This is a genomic window from Actinomadura luzonensis (assembly GCF_022664455.2).
GTDB classification, from domain to species: Bacteria; Actinomycetota; Actinomycetes; order Streptosporangiales; family Streptosporangiaceae; genus Nonomuraea; species Nonomuraea luzonensis.
The window spans coordinates 1,241,911-1,268,437 of the sequence record NZ_JAKRKC020000001.1 but is presented as its reverse complement, the minus strand read 5'-3'; the positions used below and the strand labels follow the sequence as shown (position 1 = coordinate 1,268,437).

Here is a 26,527-nt window from a genome sequence, read left to right as displayed (position 1 = left end):
GGACCCAGATCGCAGAGTGGTCGAATCTCATACACCACGATCTTGGACGTGGCCTGCTGCAGGCCTCTGCGGCGTCGATCACCCACCAACCGCCGCCTCTTGGAGAATCGGAATAGGCCGAGGAAGCGGACGCCGCCGATGTCGCTCTATCTCGACGGATGGACGTCCTGGCTGATCCACTCGGCCGCGGCGAGTTTGGAGGACGGGGCCAGCGCCGGTTGGTGACCAGGGCGAACAGCACGCGCTCTGTGGCGGTCATGTCTCGCCGGCGGCCTCGCTTGGGCTGTCCTACCCGGGCGACGATCTGATCGATCCGCAGTCTGCGCCACAGACGGTCGAGCACGTGGGCGCCGCCGAACGTGGCTGAGGAGGTGAACTCCAGGTCCGTGGCCGCTGTGGAGGCCACAAATCCTCAAAATCGCGTCTCTAGGCGCTTCTTCGTCGTCACTCATGTTCTAACCTCTTGACCTGCGTGTTCATCCCTGTCCGCCCCCTAGATCCATCGAATTACGCGGAACGCGGTATCCGGTCCGCTACAGAACCATTTACCTCGCAGGCCACAAGGCGCTGTCTCAGCCGGCAAGTCCAGCCCGAACGGCGCCAAGAACTCCTGTCTTGTTGTGACATCCGGATTGCGTTCTCTGGAGGGTTTGTCAGTCGTCACCGCTAGAGTTGATCGCAGTAGGTGCGGAGCTGGCGATGCCGCAGGTCGGGGACTGGAAGGCGACTCAGGGAGGATGGCATGGAGGCTGAAGCTATAACTCGCAAGCGTCGGATCGACCCGAAGCTGGTAGCGGCTGGCTGGACCGTGGCGCCGTACCAGCCCGCGCAATCGTCCTCGCCTCCGACAGCGACAGCCGTAGAAGAGTGGCCGACGGCCGCAGGGCCTGCCGACTACGCCCTGGCGGATCAGGGCGGACTACGGGGCGTTGTAGAGGCCAAGAAGGTCACGATCGGTCCGCAAGGGGTATTAACGCAGGCAGAGCGCTATGCGCGCGGCATCACGAGCGGCTCGCTAATCAGAGGAGAGTTCGGGGTGCCGTTCCTGTACTCGACGAACGGCGAGCAGATCTACTTCCACGACGTAAGACGGGAGCAGAACCGTTCCCGGCTCGTTTCCGCCTTCCACACGCCCGCAGCGCTTACCGAGATGCTCAGCAGAGACTCCGATGCCGAGCTGGCGGCGCTTGCCAACGCCCGCGTGAACCAGCGCCTCCGTGACTACCAGATAGAGGCGAACCAAGCAGTCGAGCGGGCTATCGCTGAGGGTAAGCGGAAGATGCTTGTCACGATGGCCACGGGAACTGGCAAGACGCTGACCACGGTCAACCAGGTGCACCGGCTGATGAAGTCGGGTGTCGCCCGCCGGGTACTGTTCCTCGTCGATCGGCGGGTCCTGGCTGCCCAGACCGTGCGGGAGTTTGCGTCGTTTGAGGCGGAGCCGGGCCTGAAATTCGACAAGATCTACCCCGTCTACTCGCAAGCCTTCAGGCGTGAGGATCTCGGAGATGACGCTCCGTTCGACGCCAATGTGATGCCAGCCTCTCTGCTAACAAGCCCCCAGCTCGGCGATGCCTTTGTATACGTCACCACGATCCAGCGCATGTCGATGAACCTCTTCGGCGGCGAGCGGGCACTCAAGATCGCCGATGAGGAGATCGACGCCGCCGTCGAGCAGCTCGATATCCCCATCCATGCATTCGACCTCATCGTCGCCGACGAGTGCCATCGTGGGTACTCGGCCAAGGACCGTGCCATCTGGCGTGACACCCTCGACCATTTCGACGCCATCAAGGTAGGCCTCACGGCCACTCCTGCGGCACACACCGTGGCCTACTTCGAGAATCTGGTCTACCGCTACGAGTACGAGAGGGCCGTGCGTGAGGGCTATCTCGTCGACTACGACGTGGTGAAGATTAGCTCCGACATTCGCATCAACGGTGTCTTTCTCCGGGAGGGGGAGCAGGTCGATCAGGTTGACCCCGAGACTGGCACTAAGCAACTTGATCTGCTTGAGGACGAACGGAGCTTTGATGCCAGCGAGGTCGAGCGCAAGGTCACTGCACCCGACTCCAACCGGAAGATCTTGCACGAGCTCAAGCGCTACGCCGACGAGTTCGAGACCCAACACGGTCGTTTCCCCAAGACCCTAATCTTCGCGGTGAACGACCTACCGCACATCTCGCACGCCGACCAGCTTGTGGCCATGGCTCGAGAGATCTTCGGGCGCGGTGAGGACTTTGTCGCCAAGATCACAGGCCGAGTCGACCGACCGCTCCAGCACATCCGTGAGTTCCGTAACCGGCCAAAGCCTCGGATTGTGGTGACCGTCGACCTGCTGACCACCGGTGTAGACATCCCCGACCTGGAGTTCCTAGTCTTCCTCCGCCCGGTGAAGTCACGGATCCTGTTCGAGCAGATGCTGGGCCGCGGCACGCGCCTTGGCGGCGACCAGGCACGTGACAAAGACCGGTTCGTGGTCTTCGACTGCTTCGACGGCAGCTTGATGGCCTACTTCAAGAACACGACGGGCATCACTGCCGAGCCTGCCGAGAGCGACAACAAGTCGAACGCTCAGATCATCGAGGAGATTTGGCAAAATAAGGACCGCGATTACAATGTCCGCCGCCTAGTCAAGCGCCTGCAGCGCATTGCTAAGTCGATGAACGGAGAGGCATACCAGCTCTTCGCGGCCTTCATCCCGGATGGTGATCTAGGCGATTGGGCTTCGAAGCTGCAGACTCTGCTGCGCACCTCCTTCATGCCCGTCATGAAGATCCTGCGTGATCCGGTTTTCCAAGACCTGCTGGAGCACTACCCTCGTGGCGGCAGAACGTTCGTTGTGGCGAGCAGCGCCGTCGATGAAGTCAGCTCGGGTTGGCTGATTCGCGGTGCCACAGGACGCGAGTACAGACCCGAGGACTACCTGATGGCCTTCACTGAGTTCGTACGCGACGAGGGTGAGAAGCTCGACGCGATCTCAGTACTCCTCAAGCGCCCGAAGAGCTGGAACCCAGAGACCCTGACCAACCTACGAGACGCTCTCAGCCGGGCCCCCGAGCACTTCACCGAGGCCAACTTGGAGCGCGCCTTCCGGGCGAAGTACGGCAAAGCTCTGGTGGACATCATCTCCATGGTGAAGCACGCCGCACTGGACACTGCGCCGTTGTTGACGGCTCACGAGCGTGTGTCGGCCGCCATCGCCAACGTCACTGCCGGCCGTCAGCTTACCGATGAGCAGCAGCGGTGGATGAACTACATTGAACAGCACTTGATCGAGAACCTGTCCATCGACCGTGAGGACTTTAACCTCATCCCAATCCTGTCCGCTCGTGGCGGATGGGGCCGGGCGAACCGCGTCTTCGATCATCAGCTGCCTGAACTGATTGAACGCTTGAACGAGGAGCTCGTTGCCGCATGACCGACGTTGTAGGAAAGCTTTGGGGCTATGCCCACACTCTGCGCCACGACGGGGTCGACTACGGAGACTACATCGAACAGCTGACGTACCTGCTGTTCCTTAAGATGGCAGACGAGCAGGGCATCGAGCTGCCAGAAGAAACCGACTGGCCGTACCTGCGCAAGCAGTCCGGCACTGATCTCATCGAGGCGTACGAGGTCGCTCTGCGAAAGCTTGGGAAGCAGGACGGCATGCTCGGGGATATCTTCGCTGGATCACAAAACCGGCTCGCCAACCCAACAACGCTTGCCCGCCTGATCAAGGCTATTGACGAAACCGAGTGGACCAGCCTCGACGTCGACGTTAAGGCCGCAGCATTCGAGGGATTGCTGGAAAAGTCGGCTGCTGAGGGCAAAAAGGGTGCTGGCCAGTATTTCACGCCAAGACCGCTGATCCGGTCTATGGTTCGGGTCATCAAGCCCGACCCACGTGCCCACAACCAGTTCAGCATCTGCGACCCAGCCTGCGGTACAGGCGGCTTCCTAGTTGCCGCATACGAATGGCTCAAGGAGCACACGGGCGGCGCGCTCGACCGCGATACTGCTAGGCGTATCAAGACCGCGACGTACTACGGGCAGGAACTGGTAGCTCGCCCGAGACGCCTGGCCCTCATGAACATGTACCTACACCAGGTCGAGCCGCATATCCTGCTGGGGGACTCCATATACGAAGCACCCGGTCGTCAGCGCTTCGACGTGGTGTTGACCAATCCGCCATTTGGCACTCGTGGAGCAAATCAGGCTCCGGTGCGGGACGACTTCACGATTGAAACCTCCAACAAGCAGTTGAACTTCCTTCAGCACGTGCTCACAATCCTGAAGCCGGGAGGCCGAGCGGCTATCGTGGTTCCGGATAACGTGCTCTTCGCTGACAAGGCGGGCGAGGTTTTCAAGATTCTCATGGAGGACGCCGACGTCCATACGGTGCTGCGATGCCCGCGCGGTACCTTCAACCCCTACACGCCCGGCACGAAGACCAACGTTATCTTCCTGACAAAGGGTCGGTCCACCTCGAAGGTGTGGATATACGATGCTCGCGCTAACGTGCCGGCAGTGACTAAGAAGTCGCGTCCCCTTACGGCGTCTCATTTCAGAGAATTCGAAGCCTGCTATGGAGTCGATCCTAATGGCCAAGCTCTTCGGCAGGAGAGTGATTCCGATGAGGGTCGGTGGCGGGTATTCGGCATCAATGAGGTTAAGGCGCGAGACTACAAGATCGACAACTTCAGGTGGCTGCGTGACGACGAGCTTGATGACGTCGATGAGCTTGGAGATCCGGCCGACCTGATCACTGAGGCTTCTTATGAACTCCAGCAAGCACTTCTTCACCTTGAAGCACTACAGCAACTGCTAGGAAATGGGGAGGGCTCGGAATGAGCATTTCTTTTCGGGATTTGCCGCAGGGCTGGGAAGTTGTCAATATCTCTGAGGTTACGGATGTAGTGCCGAGTGTCGACCCCACAAAACATCCTCAGACGATTATAAATTATATCGATATCTCAAGTATCGATAATCGGCGCTTCGAGATAACTGAGTCACGAAAGATTGCAGGCGCTGAGGCCCCATCGAGGGCTAGGCGGGCCGTGAGAGATGGAGACGTGCTGTTTTCAAACGTGAGAACATATCTCCGCAACATTGCACGAGTATCCAATGTAGAACAACCGGCAGTGGCATCAACGGGATTCACAGTACTGCGTCCGAACAACAGAGTGTTGCAGGACTTCCTATTTCGTTGGGTGACAACGGACGAATTCATCCATCTGGTCACGCCAAAGCAAACTGGAACGCAATACCCTGCCACATACGACCGAGTGGTTCGCTCGCAACGCATTCCACTGCCTCCTGTTGCGGAGCAGCGTCGGATCGTTGACCTGCTCGACCAGATTGACCAAATGCGCGATGCTGTCGCTGCCGGTCTCGCCAGCGCGCGCAGCATCATTATGACCGCCCGCCGAGCAGTTCTTGCTGCGGCCTGCTCTGGTGCTCTAACGTCGCGCTGGCGCGGCGACCATCGCCCTGCTCCCTGCATATCCATGCTGCAAGCGAAACGCAGTTCCGACCAGCACCGCTTGGGACGTAGGTACCGGGAACCCACTCTTCCGTCTGCTGACACTCTGCCGCCGATCCCGGATGAGTGGTGTTGGGCGGCGCTGCCCGAGCTGGGAGAACTGGGCCGTGGCAAATCAAAGCATCGACCGAGAAATCACCCTAGTCTGTTCGGCGGCGACTATCCATTCATCCAAACTGGCGAAGTTGCGCGTTCCGGTGGTCGCATTACTTCGCATTCCCAAACTTATAATGACCTAGGCCTAGCTCAAAGCCGAATTTGGCCAGCTCGAACCGTCTGTATTACAATTGCTGCCAACATTGCAGATAGTGCCCTTCTGACCTATCCTGCATGTTTTCCTGACAGTGTCGTCGGTTTGATCGCTGACGAAAAGATTGCGCTACCCGAGTACGTCGAGCTATTCATGCGTACTGCTCGTCGTGATTTGGCGGCTTTCGCCCCTGCTACCGCCCAGGCGAATATCAATCTAGCTATACTCTCACAAGTGGCGGTGGCTCTTCCCCCTCTCGAAGAGCAACGTGAAATTGTCCGTCGAGTGGAAGCGCTCTTCAAGGTGAGTGAGGAAATTCTTACGAATATAGACGCCGTCTCATCATTCCTTGATCGCATAAGTCAAGCGGCCCTAGCCAAGGCATTCCGTGGAGACTTGGTCTCATGAGTGGCCGTACTTGCTACGCTGGTCAGAGAAGCCGACTGCTCGGATGTAGAGACGCGAGCTCTGGTTATTCCGAGCGCTACTGTAGCGGAGCCTCAGCCTGGATGGTCGGTGGCAAGGCCCGACGGAGGAGGGCCGCGGCAGCCGATCGCCCTGACCCCGAACGGTGAGTACCGAAGTCGGCGATCGTCACGGTCTCCGCCCGGGCGCCTCCTCAGAGGCGTAGATGCTACTCGTGGGAAGCATATTCGTCGGCCCGATAGGCACCGTATCGCATGGGTGCGGATTGGCCGCAAGTATGACTATCTGTGACATAGTCATCGATCTACTGGCCTATCCGCTACTGTGCAGCTATTCTCATCGCATAAGTCGCATAAGCCGTCCGCTCGTGAGGAGCTTATCGAATGGGCCTGTGGCTCAAGGACATGCTGAGACGATGGCGCGATCGAATGCTTGATACACATAGCCGTGAGGCTAGTCATACGGCTGACTCGGTCCCCGACGACCTCCCGAAATTGCCAGCATCCCGCAATGCCCAAGCGCACCTCTCCGATGCGCGTGCCCTACTGGCTGAGGCCTCCGCGGCCCGCACTCCGGCCAGCCGTTATGTCGCCGCTCACCTGGCTGCCCTGCGTGCCGCCGCGGCGATCCTCGCCGCTCGCCCTCGCCCTCCCAAGAATCGCGCCAGACTGCGCAGCGCTTGGGAACTGCTCCCTCTTGTAGAGCCCGGCCTAGCTGATTGGGCAGCTTATTTCTCGGTGACCGCCGCGAAGCGGGCAGGAGCTGAGGCTGGCATGGTCCGTGACTTGGCCGCCGCGGAAGCTGATGAGCTGCATGCCGAGGCTGAGACCTTCGTCTCAACTGTGGAGACGCTCCTTTCCAACCAAGCAGAACGGAAGGGCCAGCCGCATGCTTTCGACCTCTTGTCTGTGGGTGCCGATGAGCATACGCCCGAAGCTGCACTGAGCCTGGTCAATGGGCTCGACTACCTTTTCAGACGACTCGGCCCGCCTCCACCCCACCTCCTGGACGAGCGCGAACCTCTACTACACGGAGATGGGGGAGCTAACAGGTGACGGCTGATCCACTCGATCGGGGACCCACCGGGCTGGAAATAGCCACGCAATGGGCGCAACTCCCTGCAGAGCATCTCACTCCCGCCCTCAAGGCTCTCGAACCTGTGCTGAGGCGAGAGCATGAGTACCGGATGGCGGTGCTCGCGGCGCGAACCCGGGAGGTTCAGGACCGCCGAGGGTACGTTCTGCATCTTGTTGGGGTTGGTGCAGGGTTGGTCATCGCCGTCGCGATGCTCGCCGCCGCGGTGGTTCTCGGAGTGAACGGCCACACATGGCTAGCGCTCGCGCTCACAGGGCCGAGCGTGTTCGCTCTGGTGAAGATCTTCGTGCTGCGGCACGCGGCCTCGGATGACATCAAGCAGTTGAGAATGGCGCATTCGTCGGCGCAGCCCCCAGTGACTCCTCCCGCAGCAGCGCCAGGAGCACCTCCCTTGGTCTGATCGTCGCTAACGCCACCGACCCGGTGGCCTTCCTGCAACTCAGGACTCCATCACTCACGCCTCGACGAACGAGGGTTGCCAGATTCGTGCGTTTCTGGCTGTTGCCTGTAGTGCTGGCGCGTGGGCGGTGCTGGCCGTGACCGGCCGGAGAGCCGCAGCGCGGCCAGCGACCGCCCCACGCGTGGCGGGCCGCCAAGGGCGGACCGCCCTTGATGACGTGCAGATAAGTAGCTTTCTGATGACCCGACAATCATGATGCTGCAATCATGATGCTGCTGAGTCGACGCTTCAGCAGCTGGTCATCTCTCTGCCTTGTACGGCATGGCGCTCGCCCATACACGCTGGAAGCTACTCATGTACGTAGATGCTGCGGCCTCCTGCTCGATCGCTCGCAGGCGGATCACAGGGGCTTGAGCAGCGGGTGTGCCGTACGCGTGGCTGTTGACGAGTAGTTCGGCGTCCGAGCGATAGATCGAGTTGTAGAGCACTGTCTGGTGCAGACGGAGCTCTGCGTTCTCGGTACTGGCTAGCGGCTGGAAGAGAGCGAGCGCGCTTCGGATGCGGGTCGCCATGACATCTGGGCCGATTTCCTCGTCGACTCCGCGTGCGGCTACGGCGGGTGCCTTGGGATCGCCGAGCAGGAGACGCACACGCACGCCGGCCTCTGCCTTGCTGATCAGGAGGCGGATGAGGCCGGTGTCTTCGGCGAGGAAGAGGCCGCTGTACGTCAGGATGTCGATCTCGTGGGTGGCTGACTGGAAGAGGTGGCGCCATGTGGCTCGGGGAACTGCCCAGCGGTGCGGGTAGATGGCCTGGACCTCGTCGCTGAGGGCGTGTTGCTGGTGGGTGAGGTCGGGCCAGAGCTCGGATTCCTCGACTTCGAGAAGGCCGGCGATGGCCCAGCGGTGGCGGGGGTAGGGGATGCGGCCCTTCAGCCAGCGGTGGACGGTCTTGGGGTCAACGGCGAGATGCGCGGCGACGTCCACGGGCTGGAGACGGGCGTTGATGAGGGCGTGGCGAAGGTTGTCGTTCATGCGCACCTCTCGCGTGACCAGGGGTTCTACCTGGAAGCTAACATGAGACGTCCCTAGACGTCCCTGAGTTGCGGTGTAGAGGTTCCAGTCCGCGGACGAACCTCGTCATACACAGTCCGTGACGAGGGAAGGATGGCTCGAGTATGGCGAGCAGCGTCGAGGAACGACAGTACGCCTACGCGCAGCGCGCGCTCATCGCGCTCGGGGACGAGCTCAAGAACCGGGATGTTCCTGTGGCCTTCGTCGTGGCCGAGGACGGTCGGCCGTGCCTGGAGGTGGCCGACGTCAATTCCCGGGTTCGCCGCGTCTTCGTTCACGCGGGGTTCTGCTGGTTCTACTGGGGTGACCAGGGCGACGAGCGGGTCACCTGCCTGCGGCTCGCCGCGGCCGTCGAGCGGATCGCGCAGGCCGCGCAGGACGGCTGGCACGACGGGGAGCAGGGCGAGCTGTGCTTCAACCTGCACCAGATCGCCGAGGCTTACCGGCTCTGAGGCACATCGACGGTGAACAGGTGGCTGACCGGTTGGCGGGTCTTCACGCAGATCGTTGACCGGCTCCGAGAGCGAATCGAGGTCGACATGTACCCGGTGGGTTCGATGCTGCCGTCAGAGGCGGCGCTGTGCGCGGAGTTCGGGGTCGCGCGCAACACGGTGCGGCGGGCGCTGGCCGTGCTGGAGGCCGAAGGGCTGATTCTGACGATCCCGTCCAAGGGCCGGCTGGTCGTCGGCGGTGACAAGGCGAAGGACGAACCGTATCTGTACCAGGCGATCGCGCACGAGCTGCGCGGTCAGATCGAGCGCAGAGAGCTGGAGCCGGGCGCCGCGCTGCCCAGCGAGTCGTGCTTGCGGCGGCGGCACGGTGTTTCGCGCAGCACGGTCCGGCAGGCGCTCGACGTGCTGGAGCAGGAAGGTCTGATTGTGTCGGAGCATGGGCGGGGGCGGTACGTTCGCCGGTGAGACGTCCTGGGACGTCCCGGCGGTTCACCTGGATCGAATCCGGCAGCCTGTGCCTATCGTGGGCAGTGTGGGACAAGCTGAGTGGGCTCATGACCTCGCCAAAGACCTGCTGGACACGACGTTGCCGCGGCGCTGGGCGCACACCCAAGGGGTAGCCGCCCGCGCCGCGTCACTGGCGCCGATCCTTGGCGACGAGGCCGACACCCTGACCGCCGCCGCCTACCTGCACGACATCGGATACGCCCCTGATCTGGTGGCGACCGGCTTCCACCCGCTCGACGGCGCGCGCTACCTGCGCGACGTTCACCAGGCCGACGACAGGGTCTGCCGCCTCGTCGCGCACCACTCCTGCGCGGTGAACGAGGCCCTTGAACGGTCCCTGCACATTGAACTGACGCACGAGTTCGGCGAGGAAGGGCCGGAACTGATCCAGGCGCTCACCTACTGCGACATGACCACCGGGCCGGACGGGCGGCATCTCGACGTCACGGAGCGCCTGGCCGAGATTCACTCGCGCTACGGGCCGGAGCACCTCGTCTCCCGTTCGATCACCGCGTCAACGCCGTGCATCCTGGCTGCGGTTCGCTCTGTAGAGGCGGCATTGCGCGCTCGGGCATGATGGTGGGATGCGTCTCCCGGGTCCGTCGGATCCACAGATGATGGCGCTGGCTCGGCGCTATGTGCATCCCGGCAAGAGCGACGTTCGCCGCTATCTCGAGCTGCTGGGCGGGAACTTCCTGGCGCTGCCGGAGCGGGTGTTCCGCTCGTTCGCCGGCTCGCTGGTCAGGGACGCACGGAAGATCACGGATGACGATCTACGGGTCCTGTTGGACAGCGAGTGGCGGGCTCGGCTCACAGCGGCGTGGCTGATCGGCATGGACCGGCGCGCCCAGTTCCGCGAGCGGCTCGGCGCGTTGCTGCTGGAGAGCGAACTCGTTTACGCCGGCCAGGGGTACTGCTTCGCGCTTGCCCGCTTCGGGAACGAGCGTGACGCGGAGATCCTCGCCGCGTACCTGGATCGGTGGCTGCCGGAGACGTCGTGCCTGTACGACCAGGACGATGCGATGGGGGCACTCCTGTACCTGGATGAACTGCACTCGACCGAACGCGCGGCTCGTTTCCTCGGACCCGGCGGTCTCTGGGAGCGTTCGGCCGTGGCCAGCGCGGACCCGATAGGGCGGAAGGAGTACCTGCGGCTGATCTGCGGATTCGCCGACAGCTGTATGAGCGGCGGCCTCGATCAATGGCTGCCGAAGAGGCGGCGGTTCCTCGACTCAGCCGATGTAGGGCAGGCCGGTCCCGGCTAGGAAGTGTTCGATCCGCATCCTCATCGACCGGTCCATCCGCAACGCGGCGACCCGGTCGCGGGAGATCCAGCGGACTTCGCGGGACTCGCTGCTCGGCCTCGGCTCGCCGCTCACCGGGCGGGCGGTGAGGACGAGAGAGAACTCCTGGCGAACCTCGCCGTCCGACGTGTAGAGGATGACGTGCTTCGGGTCGCTGTAGGTGCCGACCAGGCCGGTGATCTCGCAGAGGACGCCTGTCTCCTCCTCAGTCTCCCGTACGGCTGCCGCCGGGATCGACTCGCCGAGATCGATCGCGCCGCCGGGGACGGCCCAGTTGCCGTTGTCGGTGCGGCGGATCATCAGGATCTCGCCGGCGGCGTTGGTGACGATGACGTTCACGGACGGGACCAGACTGTTGGGCGGCGGCGCGTCGGGGTCGTCGTAGTAGTCGATCCGCTTGGCCATGGCTCAGGAACCTATCGGTCGGGCGCCGTCCCAGACGCGTTCGAAGCTCTCGGCGTAGGTGGCGACCATGTCCCCGCCGATGACCCTGCGGAGGTGGAGGACCGGGGCGTTGCCGGCCGGGACGCCGTAGACGTGCGTGTTGACGAGGAACTGGTCGTCCGCGCGGTAGATCGAGTTGTACAGGACGGTGGCGTGCAGCCGGAACTCGACGTTCGGGCGTCCCAGTAGAGGCCGGTAGAGGACCATGACGTTGCGGATCTTGGAGGCCATGCCGTCGCCGATGCCCTCGTCCTCGCCGCGCTGGGCCACCTCGTCGCAGTCCGGGTCGCCGAGCAGGATGCGGACGCGGACGCCGGCGGCGGCCTTCTCGGCGAACATGCGCACCATGCCGGCGTCGTCCGCGAGGAACAAGCCGCTGTAGACCAGCACGCCGATCTCCTCGGACGCGCTCGCGAACAGACGTCCCCACACGTCCCGGGGCACGGCCCAGCGATGCGGATAGACCGTGACGATCTCCGACTCGGACGCTGAGGCGACCTGCTCGCGGGTCAGGGCCTCCGGCCAGAGGTACGTCTCCTCGGCGCCGAGGTAAGAAGCCACCGCGAATCGGTGCTTTCGGTACGGCGCGCGTCCCTTGGTGATCCATCGTTCGACCGTTTTGGGATCGACCTGGATCGCGTCGGCCAGGTCAGTGATGCTCACGCCCTTCTGCAGAAGGGCGGCACGCAGCCGTTCGTTCGCCATTTCACCTGCTCCGGGGGACGTCCGGGGATCTGGACCATCGTAGGCCGGACGTCTTGAACATGTCCCGTCGTGTAGTGATCTCGTCCTCACTCTCCGTCGCAATCTTGGTGTCACAAGGAAACACCGGAACGACCGAAAGGAGAGGTGATCACCATGAACCACGACATCCACCCGGAGCCCGCTTGCGAGTGCGGTGCGTTGCTCGGCAAGGGAGAGACGCGCTGCTGCAAGTGCCGGGCGCGGGGGAGCTGGCTCAGGAAGCAGACCGCCAAGCGCAAGGGCGACAAGCGACACGGCGGGACGCGCCGTCCGCCGCGCGCTCCTCGCGGCCTGGCCGCGTCGGGGGTGATCTGGTCATGACCGCGATCCCGCTGATCGTCGCCGGGGTTCTCGGCACCGCGCTGCTGGTGGGCTACACCATGGTCCTGGTCGGCATCCGCCGCGAGGACAAGGCGCTGACCCTGCGTCAGCGTCCGGACGGGGCGTCGGCGTCGCTGGCGCGGAAGGTCACCGGCTGCTACGTCCGGAGCGGCGTGTCGTGGACGTAGTCAACTGCTCCTCGACCTTGGCCAGTCGCGCCGACAGGTCCTGGACTGTGGACCGCAGTTCGGCCACCTCGCCGGCCAGGTCGCCCGCGGCCGGGTTCTCGTCGAGATCGCGGACGAAGACGCCCTTGCCCTGCTGGCCGATCACGAGCCCTTCGTTGCGCAGGATGCCGACGGCCATCTTCACGACCGACAGCGAAGCGTCGTACTGCTCGGAGAGCTGGGCGGTGGACGGCAGTGGACTGCCGGGCGCGAGGGAGCCGCCGCGGATCTGCGCTCGGAGATCGTCGGCGATCTGCAGGTAGCCGGGGCGCCCGGTGTTCTTGACCATCGCAGTCCATCACACCACGAAACGACAACCAAGCCAACCGAGAGGACGTTGACAACCGAGCCAACTAGGCCAACTATGTTGACCAGGACGAATAAGGAGGTCACTGCCCATGCGTTCCGTTCCGATTCCCGTGGACGTCACCAAGCTCGCCATCACCTGCGTCAAGGCCCCGCGCCCGCGGGTGCTCAACAGGGACACCGGCGAGATCAAGACCGACAAGAACGGCAACACCGTCTTCGAGGTCACCGTCTCGGTGGAGGACGAGTTCGGCCGGATCGAACTCGTCAAGATCGCCACCACCGGAGAGCCGCCCATCAGCGTCGGCGATCAGATCAACCCGGTCGGCCTGCTCGGCTACGTCTGGGAGATCGCTGGCCGGTGGGGGATCAGCTACCGTGCCTCGGCCCTGCTCCCGGTCCGGGAGACCGCCGATGCGTGACGCGCTCGTCGTGCTCGCAGTCCTGGCCGCGCTCGCGGCCGGGCTGTGGGCCTGGCGCCGCTGGCATCCCGGCTCCTTCTGGCTGGCGCTCCGCTATCCGGCCGCCGCCGTGTCCGTCCGCGCCTCGTGGCGACGGGTCGCGCTCGGCTGCGGGCTGACCAAGAAGCGGCAACGCTTCTGGTTCACCACCGTCCCCGGACTGGTCGCCTCCACCGGAGTCGTCCGGGTGAGGCGCCGCTTCCAGCGCATCGCGGTGGACACCAAGCCGTTCATGTGGCTTCCCATGCCGACCCGCCACGGCTGGCGCGTCACCCTGCACACTCTGGAAGGCCAGACACCCGGCGACTATGCCGACGCCGCCGAAGCCCTGGCTCATTCCTGGGGCGTTCACGCCATCCGCGCCTCCTCGCCTCGTCCGGGGCGGGTGGTGCTGATGGCCACCGTTTACGACCCCCTCGTCAAGGTCGAACACCTGCCTGCCTCTGCCGACCTGCTCACGGTCACCGTAGGACGGCTGGAGGACGGCAGGCCCTGGACCATCGACTTCCGCGTCGTGCCGCACTGGCTCAACGCGGGCGCGACCCAGTCCGGCAAATCGAACCTCGCCAACGCCCTGATCGTCGGCCTCGCGCCGCAACCCGTGGCGCTGGTCGGCTTCGACCTCAAAGGCGGCGTCGAGTTCACTCCGTATGCGTCCCGGCTGTCCGCGCTGGCCACCTCGCGCGCCGAGTCGGTCACGCTCCTGGAGGACCTCGTTTGCCTGATGATCGACCGGATGGGCTTGTGCCGTCAGGCCGGCGCCCGCAACATCTGGCAGCTCCCGCCCGGCATCCGCCCCATTCCGATCGTGGTCCTGGTCGACGAGCTGGCCGAGCTGTACCTGATGGCGGACAAGAGCGAGAAGGACGAGATCGCCAAGACCTCGACCGCGCTGCTCAGGGTCGCGCAGCTCGGGCGCGCGTTTGGCATCTACCTGTTCTGCTGCGGCCAGCGCATCGGCTCGGACCTCGGTCCCGGTGTCACGGCTCTGCGGGCCCAGTGCTCCGGGCGGATCTGTCACCGCGTCAACGATCCCGAGACCGCCACCATGACCCTCGGCGACCTCGATCCTGCCGCTCTCGTCTCCGCCCGCGCCATCCCGGCCGAGACTCCCGGCGTCGCCATCGTCGCCGGACAGGACGGTCAGTGGTACCGCGCCCGTTCCTTCTACGTCACCGAGCAGACCGCCGAACACGCGGCCCGCGCCCACGCCCATCTCACCCCGTCCTGGGACGAGATCACCAGTCACCTGCCTGACACCGTCAACGCCTGAGTTCCGAAGGGAGGGCACCGATGCGACGCCTGGCCCGCTGGCTGCTCGACACCGGTCCGGTCCTCGTTCTGGCCCTCATCGCCGGAGCTGGCTCCTTCACCCACATCCGTGACACCGCCGCCGAGCACGGCCAGACCGGCTGGATGTCCTGGGCGGTCGCCATCTGCATCGACCTGACCTGCGTCATGGCCGCCCGCGAACGACAGCGCGACACCAAGACCGGCCGGACCCGGCGCGGAGCGGTCTCCTGGCCCGTCCTGGTTCTGATCGGCGGCATCACCCTGTCCCTGGCGGCCAACCTCGCCCAAGCCGCTCCGACCGTCTGGGGCTGGATCACCGCCGCCACTCCGGCCGGCGCGTTCCTGCTCGCCGTCTCCATGCTCGAACGCCGCGCCGCCCACCCCGGGGCGGAGATTCCGGAAGCCGCACCTGCGCCCGTCCCGGAACCCGTTCTCGCTGACGAGCGGGACGACCAGGAGGACGGCCCGGCACCGGCGCTCCTCGACTACGCCCGCCGCATCGCCGACCAACACCAGGCCAAGCACGGCCGTCCCATCACCCTCGACGCCCTACGCGTCCATCTCGGCGTGTCCAGCCAACTCGCCTCAGACCTGCTCAACACCCTGCGCACCGCCTGACACAGAAGGGAGATCACCTGATGATCCGCGACCGCCGTACCGACCTCATCAAGGGACTGCTCGACCTGGCCGCCTTCCTGGAGGCTCACCCCGAGGTGCCCGTCTCCTCCCACGTGGTCGCCCATCACTTCCCGGACGACGACCGCGACGACGTCATGTGCGCCGAGATCGACGAGATCGCCACCTACGTCGGCTCGCGCATCGACTTCGACGACTCCCCGTACGGCCACTACGCCACCTCGGTCTGCTTCGGCCCTGTGGAATACCGCGCCGTCGCCGTGCTGGCCGCCGCCCGCGCCCGGCACGCCGCCGAGAGGAGTTACACCGGCTGCATCGACCCCGACCCGACACCCGACCTCTGATCAGGAGAGACCCGCCATGCGCATCCGCCTCGACGGCACCCGCGCCGAAGTCATCGACGCCCTGTTCCGGCTCCGCCTGCACTTCATCGTCACCGACGTCTCACGCCTCTATCCCGACCGCGGCAGGCCCTCCCACTGGCGCATCTACCTCACCACGACACCCCGCGAAAGGAGGTGAGCCGCCCATGATCACCTTGCTGCACTACCGCTGCTGCACCTGCAACGGCACCGGCCTGAACGACGACCGCGACCGCTGTCCCCACTGCGACGGCACCGGCATCGACAACCACGGCGCCTGAGAGCGCAGCGCTCCCGGCCTGGCCGCACATCCGCCAAGACGACTGCCAGGTCGGGAGCCATCCCCTCACCCGAACGAGCGAAAGGAGGCTTCCATCTTGCCCGCATGCACCAGCAGTCCGCACGTACTCACGGGCGTGATCGCCCGACTCAACGCCCCGGACTACGACCGCTGGGCGGCCCAGATCCGCGCCACCGGCGGCTGCCGCCAGCCCATCCACCTCCGCGGCCAAGGTCGAGCACTACGACCGCGCCACCGGCCGGCTGCTCCACCGCTACACGACGCGACAGGAGCCCGACGGCATCCTGCGCCTGCCCTGCAAGACCCGCCGCGCCTCCCGCTGCCCCGCCTGCGCCGAGGTCTACCGCGCCGACACCTACCACCTCATCCGCGCCGGCCTGGTCGGCGGCAAGGGCGTTCCCGAGACAGTGACCGCGCACCCCACGCTCTTCGTCACCCTCACCGCACCCAGCTTCGGAACGGTCCACGCTCGACGGGAGAAGAACGGCAAGGTCCTGCCCTGCCACGCCCGCCGCGACGCGGAGACCTGCCCGCACGGCCACGTCATGTCCTGCACGGTCAAGCACGGCCCGGACGACCCGCGTCTCGGCGAACCGCTCTGCCCCGACTGCTACGACTACACCGGCTCCGTCCTGTTCAACGCCCTGGCGCCGCTGCTGTGGAAGCGCTTCGGGGACGCTCTGCGCCGCCGCCTCGCCAAGCTCGGCGGCCTGACGCTCAAGGAGCTCCGCGAGCACCTCACCCTCTCCTTCGCCAAGGTCGCCGAATACCAGCGCCGCGGCGTCGTCCACTTCCACGCCGTCATCCGCCTCGACGGCCCCGACGGTCCGGCCGCACCGCCGCCGGCCTGGGCGACCGCCGACGCCCTCGCACACGTCGTCCGCCAGGCCGCCACAGCCGTCACCGCCAAAGCCCCGGCCTACGACGACGAGCCGGAACGAGTCCTGCGATGGGGCGAACAGCTCGACGTCCGGCCCATCACCCTCGACGGTGACCTGACGGACCAGGCCGTCGCCGGCTACATCGCCAAGTACGCCACCAAGGCCGCCGAATGCGTCGGCACCCTCGACCGCCGTGTCAACCCGCTGGACGACCTCGACGCCTACAACCTCCGCGACCACCCAAAACGCCTGATCGCCGAATGCCTGCGCCTCAGCGCCATCGCCGAACTGGCTGACCTCCGCCTCGTCAACTGGGCCCACATGCTCGGCTTCCGGGGCCACTTCTCCACCCGCTCCCGCCGCTACTCCACCACCCTCGGCGAACTGCGGGCCGACCGTGAACAGCACGCCCGGAACGACGAGATCACCACCGGCCGGCTGCCCCTGTTCGACGAGGACGCCGTCCTCGTGATCAGCGAGTGGACCTACGCGGGCAAGGGCTACAGCATCGGCGACCAGCTCATCGCCGCAGCGATAACCGGACATGGCGTCCCGGACACTCGGGCTGGTGCTCGATGAGCCGTCGTGACGACCTGCTGACCGTCCCAGAGGTTCTCGCCGAGCTGGGCGGGGTCTCCCGCCGCACCTTCTACCGCTGGCGCGAGCTCGGCCGGGCGCCGGTCTGCGTTCAGCTGCCCAACCTCGAACTCCGCGTCTGGCGGAGCGACCTCACGGCTTGGCTCGACTCTCGACGGGAGGCTGCGTGAACACCACGTACGACGTGAAGCTCGGCGAGATCCAGCACCGCACCGACCGGGACACGCCCACGTTCATCGCCCGCTGGCGTGTCGCAGGCAAGCAGAAGTCGAAGAGCTTCCGAACCAGGGGCCTGGCCAACGCGTTCATGTCCGACCTTCGGCAGGCCGCCAAGACAGGGGAGGAGTTCGACGTCGCCACCGGGCTGCCGGTGTCGATGCTGGCCCGTGCGTCCTCCGGACCGACGTTCTTCGAGTTCGCTCAGGCGTACGTACTTCGCCGCTGGACCTCCTCGGCGGCCCGAACCCGGGAGACCGACGCCTACGCACTCCTTTCGCTGATTCCGGCATTGGTGGCCAAGGCGCCGCACCGTCCTGCAGATGAGAACCTGCGGGAGGTACTCCGCATCCATGCGCTTCTCCCGGAGAAGAGGCGGGCGGACCTGACCGCGGCACAAACGGTGGCTCTCGGCTGGTTGGAACGGGCGTCCCTTCCGCTGTCCGAGCTGAAGGAGCCGCATGTCCTTCGGGTGGCTCTCGACGCCATCTCGGTCACTTTCGCCGGTTCGCCGGCGGGCGCGAACACGGTACGGCGTAAGCGGGCCATCCTGCATCACCTTCTGGAGCACGCGGTCGAGCAGAAGCTGTTCGGCAGCAACCCCCTGGATGAGATCAAGTGGATTGCGCCCAAGGCCGTCACGGTGATCGACCCCCGCACGGTCGTCAATCCCGCCCAAGCACGCGCACTCCTCGATGCCGTGCCCAAGGTGGGCCGCAAGCGCGGTCCCCGGCTCAAAGCCCTGTTCGCCTGCATCTACTACGCCGCCCTCCGACCGGAGGAGGCGGCGGACTTGCGGCTGAGGAACTGCATGCTGCCTGAGACGGGCTGGGGCCTGATCGTCCTGGAGAACGCACGACCCCAGGGGGTCAAGCGCTGGACCGACTCCGGCCAGACCCACGAGTCACGCAGCCTCAAGCACCGGGCGAACAAGGAGACCAGAGAGATCCCGATCCCGCCCGTCCTGGTCGCCATGCTCCGCGAGCACATCGGCGAGTACGGCACCGCGAAGGACGGCCGGATCTTCAGCACCGGCACCGGCGGCACCTACTCCAGCTCGGCGCATTCCTACGTCTGGCAGGAGACCCGCAAGCTCGCCCTCACTCCGTCGCAGGTCGCCTCGTCGCTGGCTGCTCGGCCGTACGACCTTCGCCATGCGGCCGTGTCGCTCTGGCTGAACGCCGGTGTCCCGGCCCCGGAGGTTGCCAAGAGGGCCGGACACAGCGTTGACGTCCTGCTGCGGGTCTATGCCAAGTGCGTGGACGGTCAGCAGGAGCACATCAACGGCAAGATCAACGACGCCCTGGACACGTAGCCACATTTCACCTGCTTCCGGTCCTGCTCATCGCGGGGCCGGTTCGCCTTCACCGCTGTCTTTGCCGAGTCATTCCCGCTGGATGTAGGTACGCTGCGGCACCCTGGCAGGCATGGACGGCACGTAGGGAGGATCATGCGAGAAGACCAGAACCGCCTCACCCCGTCGCCGAACGAGCCCCGCCCGCGCCGGCGCCCGCCGTACGGCCTGCCCCTCCGGGACCGCCCGCGGCGTGGTGCCGAGCCCGATACTTTCGGCTGGCGGAGGTACTCGACCCCGACCCCGCCAGATCGACCACCGCTGCGTGATCGGCGTCGGCTGGCTCGGCCAGCGCTTGTCGCGGGTCTCCTGGGTTGCCTGGCCTTCAGCTTCTGGGCGGGTTCGTGGGTGACGCATGGCGCCGCGTCACGATCGAGCGCCGCTTCGACACCGACGCCCACACCGAGCGTCGCCGGGCGCTCGGTCGCGTCCACTCCGTCTGTGTCTCCATCGTCCCGAGCCCTGTCCTCAACGACGCCCAGGCTCACCCCCAAGACGTCCAAGCGCAAGGCGCAATCGCCGAGGCCCCACCGCCGACCAGCGCCGCCGGCCGTGCCTCGCCAGCGTTATCGAACTGGACCGCCGGCCCCGTCCATGAAGACCGTGGTTCCTGCTGAGCGTCCGAAAAGGAGCTCGAACAACGAACCACGCATCAGAGACAGGAATCCGGAGGTGCTGGAAGATATCGCGGCGTGCGACGAACTCTTCCCGCCTTCCCAACCTGAGTTCCGAATCCGCAACTTGGCCTGTCGCTCGCTCCTCGGATAGCCAGCACCGGCAAGGGCGAGTGCAACGAGCCTTCTGCGACGTCCGCCCTGAAATACGGCAAGTTCTGCCATAGTGCGTGTAATTCCGGTTGCTTATGGGGATGTGTGAGGCATTTACCGGGATTAGCTGTTGTGCTTGACTCCTCCCTTGTAGCCACACCCTCTGGGAGGGTCCATGGGGGAGTTCGTCGGGATCGACCCCAGCCGGGCGGAACAGCTCATACGCGAGATGGAGGGCGGCAAGAACGTCCTGGGCCGCACGCGGCACGGGTTGGAGGCGGCCATCGCCGAGGCGGGCCCGGCGTGGACCGGCCCCCCGGGCGTGGCTGCCATGCACCGGTCGTGGGCATTCTTCGACGAGACGCAGCGCGATCTCAAATGGCGGATGGACACGCTCAAACAGCTGGTCCCGAGTTCCGGAAATGGCTTGTTGAGCGTGTTCTTACCGTTCAACAGCGAAACTGAGGCTGCTCGACAGGGCAAGGCGGACGCGGGGCCCATCGCGGGGGCGCTCAAGCAGCACGAGATCGAGAACTCGGTAGAGACCTGGCGGAAGCTGACCGAGGCCACGGCGGCGACGAAGGAGAAGTTGAAGGATCCCGCGTACGCCGCCGCCTTGCTGAAAGCCCTGGGGCCGGACAAGTTCCGCGCGCTGTTCATGCACTGGATGAAGGACAAGGGCCCGGCCATGGACAAAGGGCTGCCGCCGGGTGTGCTCCAGCAGGGCCGGGAGACTCTTGGACCACTGGCCGAGGCGTACGCCAATGCCGAACGTGCCGGACGGCTGGGGGAGGAGTGGCGCGGGAAGTTCATGGAATCCACTCAGCCCGGCGTGCTGACCGCGATGCTCGAGATGTCCAAGCCGTCGAGCAGGCTCCTCAATCAGGTGGCGCTGCGCGTGCTGGGCCGTCCACTGGCGGCTGACCTCCCGACAAGTCCCAACTGGAGTCTGAATACGCTGGTGGAGGCGTACGACGCCGATCCGCAGGCGCTGCAGACACTTCTGGCTGACAACAAGGACGCCGCAGGCTGGCTCCTGCATCCTCAGCGCGACCGGATGAGTGGAGTCGCCGGCCTCGAAGGGAAACTTGCCGGTGTGCTGGACAAGGCGTTGAATCCAGGCGCGGGAACAGCCGCTGTTCGTGATCGAGCATGGTTCAACATCATTCGAGGGATGGGCGCCGAAAATACCCCGTGGATCGGTGGTGAGTGGGGCACGCTCAAGGACTCGCCGATCAGTGAGACCCTGGCCAAGAACGTGGCGCCCTACCTCGACCAACTCGCCCGTGGACAATCCATGCGGGACTCTCCCGAGCTGAAGTCGGCTTACCCGACATCGCCATGGGACACCCTTGCCCCCGATGACGCTTCCCGGTTCATGGGTGGCTTGATGCAGGACAAGGACGCGGCGAACACTCTGATGAAAGCGTCCCAGGACTACACGCTTGGCTTGGACATCGGCCGGTTCCGACCCTTCGGAGATGAGGCCACTCAGGATCAGTACACATCCCGCGCGGCGCTCGCCGGCGGTGCGGCGAACCTGATGCTGAGCGGCTCGACGCACGCCGAGTGGACCGATGACGAATACGCCGACTGGCTCGCGGGAGTCGCGCTGCTGCCCGTCTCGTGGCTCTCCAACAAGTACTGGCCCATCCAGGACGCGAACGTGGCCACCGCCCGAGACGCCGGGCTGGACGAAGCCAAGGACGGCCTTAAGGGTGTGATTACGGATTACTTCGACAAGAAGACCCCGGCCACGGCTGAGGACGTCGCGGACAGCATTGTGCAGCGACAGGCCGAGTGGGTGAACTCGTCCCTGGACCAGCACGGGCAGAAGCCGTTGACCGATGCTCAGCAGAACGAGGTTCGTATGGCGTTCCGCGGACGGCTTTATGACGCCTTGGTCAAGGCGCTGAAAGAGCGGGGAGGTTGAGCATGACCATCCCGAGCCAGGGCCAGATGCTTCAGCAGGCCGCAGAGAAGGAACTGCTCGCCACGGCACTCACTCGATACGCCGAAGAGCTGGACAAGGTTTTCGCCGGCACGCTCGCCCAACCCCAGGTAGTCGATGCGTTCTGGAAGGGGCCGGCCGCGGGACGCTTCACCTCTCAGGCCGGAAAGTTGCGCAACGAGATCGGCATACTCCGGGACAGTTGCCTGGCCACGGCCGATCGTCTCCGCAAGCAGGCACAGCTTGTACGGTCCGAAGCAGCTCAGATGCCCAGCTAGGTGTGTACTCACTTGCTTCGTTCGTGACAACTGGTCTTGCCGACAATCAGGATGTTGGGCCTCTGTCCGTTGCGCACCGTGATCAGGAACGTGATCCCGGAGGTTGGATGCCGCAGCACAGCTGTGCCGAGATTCTCGTCAGAAAGATCCGAGCGATCCACGATGGTGTCATAGCCCTGCAGCCGTAACCCGCTCGCCATCAGGCCTACCGCGTTAGTCGGCGAGTGCTGACCTGGCGGCCCCTTGAGATCGCCCTGAGCGCGAAATAGGCGCTGTATTTGGCCTTTCAAGCACCCGACTTCGCTGTCGCGATCGGCTCGTTCGGTTGCGTTGGCGGAGCCCATTGTGGCCAGATCTTGAGAGGCCAGAAGCTTGTCACCGTCTGCGATGAGTTGCTTCGACGCCTCGTCCAAGGTGGGGCGGTTGGGGTCTCCTGAACAGCCTGCGAGCGCGGCGAGAGAGACGAGCACCGAGGCAACCACAGACAGTGGGCGGGTAACTGGGCGCACGTCCCGGACACTACCTAACCCCAACCGCCGCGTACACCTCGTATGCCTGCCGGGCACTGAATATGTTCATGAAGAGCGCCTCAGGTCGGACGATGATTCGCTGCACAGGATTCGACATGCTCCACCAGCCCTAGCTAACTTTCTATCGCGACAGCCATGTGCTGGGTCGGCGACGCCCGTGTGCTTGACACATCGCCGATCTGTGAGCGTTTGTTGCCGATCATGACCCTGCTGGTTAATTCGTCTCAGGCCGCGAGAGCGAGTTCTGCCAGTTCGAGGCGGGCGAGGTGGCCGGTGCGGGTCCGGTCGAGCGGGTGTCCGTTCCACCAGGCGTCCAGGCGGATGAGGTTGAGCGCCACGGCGGAGAAGACGTGTTCGAGGTGGACCTTGGCCAGGCCCCGGTAGCGGGCCCGGCGGACCCCGGTGACCGCGACCGCCTGGCGCATGGTGCCCTCGACTCCGGCGCGGAGCTTGTACTTGTCCCGCCAGTCCTTGCTGGCCTGATCGACACGGGCTTGGTCAAGAGCCTCTTGAAGGGGGCGGGCACGGATGGTGAGCTGGCGTCCGCCTCTTCTGGCCGAGGTGCACAAGGAGCGCACCGGGCACGGCCGGCAGACCTCGCCGCTGAACTTGACCACGATCGCCTCGGTGTCGCGCTGGGTGCACCGGCTCCAGGAGGAACTCGCCTGCCCTTGTGGGCACCTCGCCTGTTCGGCGTCCCAGTCGATGGTGAACGCCGCACGGTCGTACCCGGCTGCGGCGCGGGCTTGCGATGAATAATCCAGCAGAACCGGGGTGATAAGCGCGATCCCGAACCTCTTGCGCGCACTCACGAGGAGTTCCGCGGACGGGTAGCCGGAATCGAGGTAGTGCTCATCCGGCAGCAACTCACGCGCCGCGAGCATCTGGTGGATCTTGTCGGTCATCTGGTTGTCGGGCACGGTCGCGTCCGTGGTGGCGACGTTCGTGATCAAGTTGGGCGGCACGATGTTCGTGCCGGTCGTGCCGGTCGTGCCGGTCGTGCCGGTCGTGGTGTTGCAGGTCTCGCTGATGTGCAGCTTGTAGCCGTTCCAGAACAAGTCGTCACCCTTGGCCGCCCAGCGGGCATCGACATCGTAGGGGGAGGTCAGCCGCGATCTGCCCGGCGGCAGTCCCTCTCCACCGTCTTCGAGGGGCCGCCGCCGACAGACCACCTCCCGCCCCTTACGATCGGTGACGCGCACATAGTTCTGGATCAACATGACCCGCAGCGCCTGCACCGCGGGCAGATCACGCAGCCAGGCCGGCGAGAACGGCGCATACACCGCTTCCACCAGCGCATAGCCGTCCGCGCCGTAGGCGCGCGCAAGCTCGGCACGTTTCGTCTCCGAGGCCGGCAGCCGCCAGGAGTCGACCCGGGCACGGTAGCGTCCGGCCCAGCCGGGCAACTCAAGAACCCTGCTCGTCCAGCCGGGGTCGGCGGCCGAGATCGCCTCCAACGCTGCGCGGACACACTCCCCGGCCAGTTCCAGCCGGTTCAGGTCCCGGACCGCGCTGATCACGTGGGTGGAGTCGGTACGCTGCTTGCCACCCGCTCCGATCAGGCCTTTCTCAACGAGCCTGGCCAGCAGCAGGTCCAGCGCCCTCTCCTCCAGGCCGTGAGCGATGACCCGAGTCCGGAACTCACTCAGCACACTGGCGTCGAAGCCGGGATCGTCCAACGCCAGCCCGAGCGCGTACTTCCAGCTCAGGTCCGCTCGCACGGTGTCGGCGGCCTGCCGGTCGGTGAGGTTGTCCACCCGCTGCAACACCGTGATCAACGCCAGCCGGCCCGGTGACCAGCCCGGTCTGCCCTCGCTCCCGAACGCCGCGGCGAATTCCGCGTCCGCGAACAATTCGCCCAGCTCATCCCGGACCCGGACGGGGAGCGGCGGCTGCCGCTTGCCGCGATACATCGACCGGATCGCCGCCGCGATCACCGGGTCCGGCTCCGGCCAGGACCGGGGTTGCATCGACACCAGCCACTCCATCCACGACCCGGAAGAGGGGAAACCCGGCCGCACTGCATGATCCCGGACGCCAAAGACTCAGGTCACGAACCTACAGTCGCGTGTCGCGAGTTAACCAGCAGGATCGATCATCCCAAGGTGAAGTGCTCCGAGTGGGATCGATCCACGTTGAGACCTCCGTCGTCCGAAGGCGTACAGGTCAGATCGGGCTCGTGACGATACGTACAGTAAATCCTAACTGCTAATCTACGTCACTCTTGCCTCCATGTGCGCGAAACGAGGTGGCTTCATGATGTGGTGGGCGACTTCCTGAACCTCATGGGTCAACTGTTCGCTATCGCCGCCAAAGGGTTGGATTCGGTCAGTCCAATACCGTGGCCTCTTGTTTTGGCGCTCCTTTTCCTGCCTTTTGTAGTGGTTCTTCGAGTAGGGCTCTGGGTGCTGAGAGGTCGAGTATGGCCGGTGACCTGCAAGTATTACCATACGCAGCAATCGCGCGCCGATAAGCCTTGTAGGACTCCCGTGCCCGGCGAGTGGAAGTATTGCAGGCATCACAAGAAGCCCGGTCGTAAAATGTCGGACGGTCACGTCATCGTCGACATTCCCCGCTGGCAAAAAAAGCTGCGCAATGATCAACTCGCGGATCGGGACGACATTAGAGGGGTGGGTTTCGTCTCTCTGCTTTCCAATCGAGAGACCTTCCTCTTTTATAGAGGCATCGCCAAACGGCCCAGGATGATATTAAGACGCAGGCGCGAACTGCTGACGAGCTGGAGGGAGGGCCTGCGACGATTTCGGTCGATACGCCCAAGGGATCTCATTCCGAGGCGGATGTCCGCCGATCAAACCCCGAGGGGTGTCGCCGACCGCATGCCGCGGGTCGTTCGCGCCACCAGACTCACGCTGACTTCGTTTGCCCTCGGGTTGATCCTGGTCGCAGCCTCAGTCATCGCTGGCGGCAACTGGAGAGCAGGCTTTCAATACGCCGCCGCAGCCGCTTTCGTGCTGGCCTGGGAAGCGATCCGCTTCGGGGTCTGGAAGAGTCCTGACGAGGAGAAACGATGGGTGCGTGCCACACTCGTCGACACCGCAAAGGTTATGGGCGTGCTCTTGGGTGTCGCTCTCGCGACCGCCCTCGTCACACAGTTCAACAAGGCGGTCGAACAAGGCGCCCGCACCGCATCTACCTCCGACCGGTCGAACCGAAGCGTGACCGGGTGCTCAACTGCAGCGCGTGCCGACCTACTGAAGTGGCATAAGCTCGCGCACGATGGCGATTGCCTCGACGGCGACGGCGACTACGTGTTCGGCTTGGTGCTCGTGGCCTGGCCACGTTCCCCGATCGATCCAGATGGTACGTAGGCCGGCTGCTTGTCCTCCCTCGATGTCAGCAATGAGGCTGTCGCCGACCATCCAGCCGCCCTGGGCCAGGCTGGTTCCGCATCGCTGAGCGGCGATCTCGAACAGGCCGGTTCGGCGGAGCTTGCCGAGTTGGTTGTCGGCCATGCCGCTGGTGACCATGCCCACCCGCGACCCTGCGGCACGCAGCTCGGCCAATCCAGTGACGACGCCGGAGTAGCACTGCACGAGGTCGGGCACACGGTGCCGGTGCTCGGCCTATAGTTCCTCGACCGACTCCCGCAGGGCGAAGTGCTCGCGGACCTTGAAAGCAGAGGCTCGGTCGTGGCATTCGGCTTCACGTATTGGGGGCTGACCTCGGTAGACGCCCTCAAGATCATCCCCCGTATGTCCCCGGGACGCTGTCCTACGGCTGCATTCGGGTGCCTTCGGTGGCCTGTCAAGGGTCTGGAAAACAAAAGACCTGCGGCAGCGAAACCGCAGGTCAGAGGCCAAATT

The 26,527-nt window shown here is 64.8% G+C and carries 28 protein-coding genes and 1 pseudogene; 21 read left to right on the top strand and 8 right to left on the bottom strand.

All coding sequences use genetic code 11. The features are described 5' to 3' along the window. Positions 1-158: 158 nt before the first annotated feature. A pseudogene (locus MF672_RS52445) lies at positions 159-406 on the bottom strand (IS1634 family transposase); the annotation flags it as partial. 336 nt (positions 407-742) lie between these two features. On the opposite strand from MF672_RS52445, the gene MF672_RS06010 reads away from it, so the two are divergent. The 5 genes from MF672_RS06010 (at position 743) to MF672_RS05990 (ending at position 7,698) form a co-directional block, all read left to right on the top strand. After that, complete coding sequence (locus MF672_RS06010) at positions 743-3,421, top strand: type I restriction endonuclease subunit R (protein WP_242378935.1); 2,679 nt, start codon at positions 743-745, stop codon at positions 3,419-3,421. Continuing rightward, positions 3,418-4,836, top strand: coding sequence for a type I restriction-modification system subunit M (locus tag MF672_RS06005; protein ID WP_242378930.1), 1,419 nt, complete (start codon positions 3,418-3,420; stop codon positions 4,834-4,836). The genes MF672_RS06010 and MF672_RS06005 overlap by 4 nt, the downstream gene beginning before the upstream one ends. Further along, positions 4,833-6,185 (top strand): restriction endonuclease subunit S, encoded by a 1,353-nt coding sequence (locus MF672_RS06000; protein WP_242378927.1) that lies wholly within the window; start codon positions 4,833-4,835, stop codon positions 6,183-6,185. Before MF672_RS06005 ends, MF672_RS06000 begins: the two co-directional genes overlap by 4 nt. Before the next feature lie 401 nt (positions 6,186-6,586). Further along, on the top strand, positions 6,587-7,258 hold the full coding sequence (locus tag MF672_RS05995; protein ID WP_308210463.1) for an SAV_6107 family HEPN domain-containing protein: 672 nt from the start codon (positions 6,587-6,589) through the stop codon (positions 7,256-7,258). A 131-nt stretch (positions 7,259-7,389) separates the two neighbouring features. Further along, on the top strand, positions 7,390-7,698 hold the full coding sequence (locus MF672_RS05990) for a hypothetical protein (RefSeq protein ID WP_242378923.1): 309 nt from the start codon (positions 7,390-7,392) through the stop codon (positions 7,696-7,698). A 299-nt stretch (positions 7,699-7,997) separates the two neighbouring features. Here the strand turns inward: MF672_RS05990 and MF672_RS05985 are convergent, their stop codons facing one another. After that, positions 7,998-8,732, bottom strand: a complete 735-nt coding sequence (locus MF672_RS05985; RefSeq protein WP_242378921.1) for a phospholipase D-like domain-containing protein — start codon at positions 8,730-8,732, stop codon at positions 7,998-8,000. 143 nt (positions 8,733-8,875) lie between these two features. Here MF672_RS05985 and MF672_RS05980 point away from each other — a divergent pair, with 143 nt between their 5' ends. The 4 genes from MF672_RS05980 (at position 8,876) to MF672_RS05965 (ending at position 10,995) form a co-directional block, all read left to right on the top strand. Then, a complete protein-coding gene (locus MF672_RS05980; protein ID WP_242378918.1) occupies positions 8,876-9,223 on the top strand; it encodes a hypothetical protein in 348 nt (115 codons plus the stop codon). A gap of 12 nt (positions 9,224-9,235) precedes the next feature. Further along, the gene (locus MF672_RS05975) at positions 9,236-9,688 is read left to right on the top strand and encodes a GntR family transcriptional regulator (protein WP_242378915.1); all 453 of its coding nucleotides are present in this window, start codon (positions 9,236-9,238) and stop codon (positions 9,686-9,688) included. A gap of 67 nt (positions 9,689-9,755) precedes the next feature. After that, positions 9,756-10,307, top strand: a complete 552-nt coding sequence (locus MF672_RS05970) for an HD domain-containing protein (protein ID WP_242378913.1) — start codon at positions 9,756-9,758, stop codon at positions 10,305-10,307. 37 nt (positions 10,308-10,344) lie between these two features. Beyond that, positions 10,345-10,995, top strand: a complete 651-nt coding sequence (locus tag MF672_RS05965) for a DUF6000 family protein (RefSeq protein WP_242378911.1) — start codon at positions 10,345-10,347, stop codon at positions 10,993-10,995. Here MF672_RS05965 and MF672_RS05960 read toward each other — a convergent pair. Both MF672_RS05960 and MF672_RS05955 read right to left on the bottom strand, forming a co-directional pair. After that, positions 10,963-11,439 (bottom strand): NUDIX hydrolase, encoded by a 477-nt coding sequence (locus MF672_RS05960; protein ID WP_242378909.1) that lies wholly within the window; start codon positions 11,437-11,439, stop codon positions 10,963-10,965. The genes MF672_RS05965 and MF672_RS05960 overlap by 33 nt on opposite strands. Positions 11,440-11,442: 3 nt before the next feature. Then, positions 11,443-12,183, bottom strand: a complete 741-nt coding sequence (locus MF672_RS05955) for a helix-turn-helix domain-containing protein (protein ID WP_242378906.1) — start codon at positions 12,181-12,183, stop codon at positions 11,443-11,445. A 356-nt stretch (positions 12,184-12,539) separates the two neighbouring features. Between MF672_RS05955 and MF672_RS05950 the strand changes: the two genes are divergently transcribed. After that, positions 12,540-12,731 carry a hypothetical protein gene (locus MF672_RS05950; protein WP_242378903.1) on the top strand — a complete coding sequence of 64 codons (192 nt, stop codon included), beginning with the start codon at positions 12,540-12,542 and terminating at the stop codon, positions 12,729-12,731. Here MF672_RS05950 and MF672_RS05945 read toward each other — a convergent pair. After that, entirely contained in the window at positions 12,691-13,059 is a 369-nt protein-coding gene (locus MF672_RS05945; RefSeq protein WP_242378901.1) for a GntR family transcriptional regulator, read from the bottom strand. The genes MF672_RS05950 and MF672_RS05945 overlap by 41 nt on opposite strands. A gap of 109 nt (positions 13,060-13,168) precedes the next feature. On the opposite strand from MF672_RS05945, the gene MF672_RS05940 reads away from it, so the two are divergent. From MF672_RS05940 to MF672_RS05895, 10 genes are all read left to right on the top strand, one after another. Beyond that, positions 13,169-13,498 (top strand): SCO3933 family regulatory protein, encoded by a 330-nt coding sequence (locus tag MF672_RS05940; RefSeq protein ID WP_242378899.1) that lies wholly within the window; start codon positions 13,169-13,171, stop codon positions 13,496-13,498. After that, positions 13,491-14,810 carry an FtsK/SpoIIIE domain-containing protein gene (locus MF672_RS05935; RefSeq protein WP_242378896.1) on the top strand — a complete coding sequence of 440 codons (1,320 nt, stop codon included), beginning with the start codon at positions 13,491-13,493 and terminating at the stop codon, positions 14,808-14,810. Before MF672_RS05940 ends, MF672_RS05935 begins: the two co-directional genes overlap by 8 nt. Positions 14,811-14,830: 20 nt before the next feature. Continuing rightward, the gene (locus MF672_RS05930; RefSeq protein ID WP_242378894.1) at positions 14,831-15,448 is read left to right on the top strand and encodes a DUF2637 domain-containing protein; all 618 of its coding nucleotides are present in this window, start codon (positions 14,831-14,833) and stop codon (positions 15,446-15,448) included. 20 nt (positions 15,449-15,468) lie between these two features. Continuing rightward, positions 15,469-15,810, top strand: a complete 342-nt coding sequence (locus tag MF672_RS05925; protein WP_242378891.1) for a hypothetical protein — start codon at positions 15,469-15,471, stop codon at positions 15,808-15,810. Positions 15,811-15,826: 16 nt separating this feature from the next. After that, on the top strand, positions 15,827-15,988 hold the full coding sequence (locus MF672_RS05920) for a hypothetical protein (RefSeq protein WP_242378889.1): 162 nt from the start codon (positions 15,827-15,829) through the stop codon (positions 15,986-15,988). Positions 15,989-16,371: 383 nt separating this feature from the next. Then, a complete protein-coding gene (locus MF672_RS05915; protein ID WP_308210528.1) occupies positions 16,372-17,589 on the top strand; it encodes a replication initiator in 1,218 nt (405 codons plus the stop codon). Further along, positions 17,586-17,777, top strand: a complete 192-nt coding sequence (locus MF672_RS05910) for a helix-turn-helix transcriptional regulator (RefSeq protein ID WP_242378887.1) — start codon at positions 17,586-17,588, stop codon at positions 17,775-17,777. The genes MF672_RS05915 and MF672_RS05910 overlap by 4 nt, the downstream gene beginning before the upstream one ends. Next, positions 17,774-19,138 carry a tyrosine-type recombinase/integrase gene (locus MF672_RS05905; protein ID WP_242378884.1) on the top strand — a complete coding sequence of 455 codons (1,365 nt, stop codon included), beginning with the start codon at positions 17,774-17,776 and terminating at the stop codon, positions 19,136-19,138. Before MF672_RS05910 ends, MF672_RS05905 begins: the two co-directional genes overlap by 4 nt. Before the next feature lie 981 nt (positions 19,139-20,119). Further along, entirely contained in the window at positions 20,120-21,877 is a 1,758-nt protein-coding gene (locus MF672_RS05900; RefSeq protein WP_242378882.1) for a hypothetical protein, read from the top strand. A 2-nt stretch (positions 21,878-21,879) separates the two neighbouring features. Then, the gene (locus tag MF672_RS05895; RefSeq protein ID WP_242378878.1) at positions 21,880-22,173 is read left to right on the top strand and encodes a hypothetical protein; all 294 of its coding nucleotides are present in this window, start codon (positions 21,880-21,882) and stop codon (positions 22,171-22,173) included. An 8-nt stretch (positions 22,174-22,181) separates the two neighbouring features. On the opposite strand, the gene MF672_RS05890 is transcribed toward MF672_RS05895, so the two are convergent. Beyond that, a complete protein-coding gene (locus MF672_RS05890; RefSeq protein WP_242378875.1) occupies positions 22,182-22,643 on the bottom strand; it encodes a hypothetical protein in 462 nt (153 codons plus the stop codon). A gap of 284 nt (positions 22,644-22,927) precedes the next feature. Continuing rightward, the gene (locus MF672_RS05885) at positions 22,928-24,691 is read right to left on the bottom strand and encodes an IS1182 family transposase (protein ID WP_242378873.1); all 1,764 of its coding nucleotides are present in this window, start codon (positions 24,689-24,691) and stop codon (positions 22,928-22,930) included. A gap of 276 nt (positions 24,692-24,967) precedes the next feature. On the opposite strand from MF672_RS05885, the gene MF672_RS51770 reads away from it, so the two are divergent. Beyond that, a complete protein-coding gene (locus tag MF672_RS51770) occupies positions 24,968-26,032 on the top strand; it encodes a hypothetical protein (protein WP_308210538.1) in 1,065 nt (354 codons plus the stop codon). Here the strand turns inward: MF672_RS51770 and MF672_RS51765 are convergent. Further along, positions 25,913-26,176, bottom strand: a complete 264-nt coding sequence (locus MF672_RS51765) for an HAD hydrolase-like protein (protein ID WP_308210527.1) — start codon at positions 26,174-26,176, stop codon at positions 25,913-25,915. The two genes, MF672_RS51770 and MF672_RS51765, sit on opposite strands and share 120 nt — an antisense overlap. Between the last annotated feature and the right edge of the window lie 351 nt (positions 26,177-26,527).